This is a genomic window from Vibrio atypicus (assembly GCF_009811315.1).
Lineage (GTDB): Bacteria > Pseudomonadota > Gammaproteobacteria > Enterobacterales > Vibrionaceae > Vibrio > Vibrio atypicus.
In genome coordinates, this window is record NZ_BLID01000059.1 from 1 (window position 1) to 251 (window position 251).

The 251-nt window shown below is 55.0% G+C and carries 1 protein-coding gene; it reads left to right on the plus strand.

Going from position 1 to position 251, the window contains the following annotated elements; genetic code table 11:
* The coding region (locus GVO60_RS22320; RefSeq protein ID WP_167522352.1) for an Ig-like domain-containing protein at positions 1–251 on the plus strand (251 nt) is incomplete at both ends.

Consider the following 251-nt stretch of genomic DNA (forward strand, 5'->3'; position numbering starts at 1 on the left):
GTGAACGACGACCCTGAAATCGTTGATGGCAATGGTGCGCCGCTGGGCGATGACATTTCGGTCGAGACACCAGAAGACACGCCAGTAAGCGGTAAGTTGGATGCGACCGATGTGGATGGCGACGACCTGACCTTCAGCAAAGCGACCGATCCACAAAACGGCTCAGTGACCGTTGATGCCGACGGTAACTGGACTTACACACCAAACGATGATTACAACGGCTCAGACAGCTTTACCGTGGTGGTCTCGGA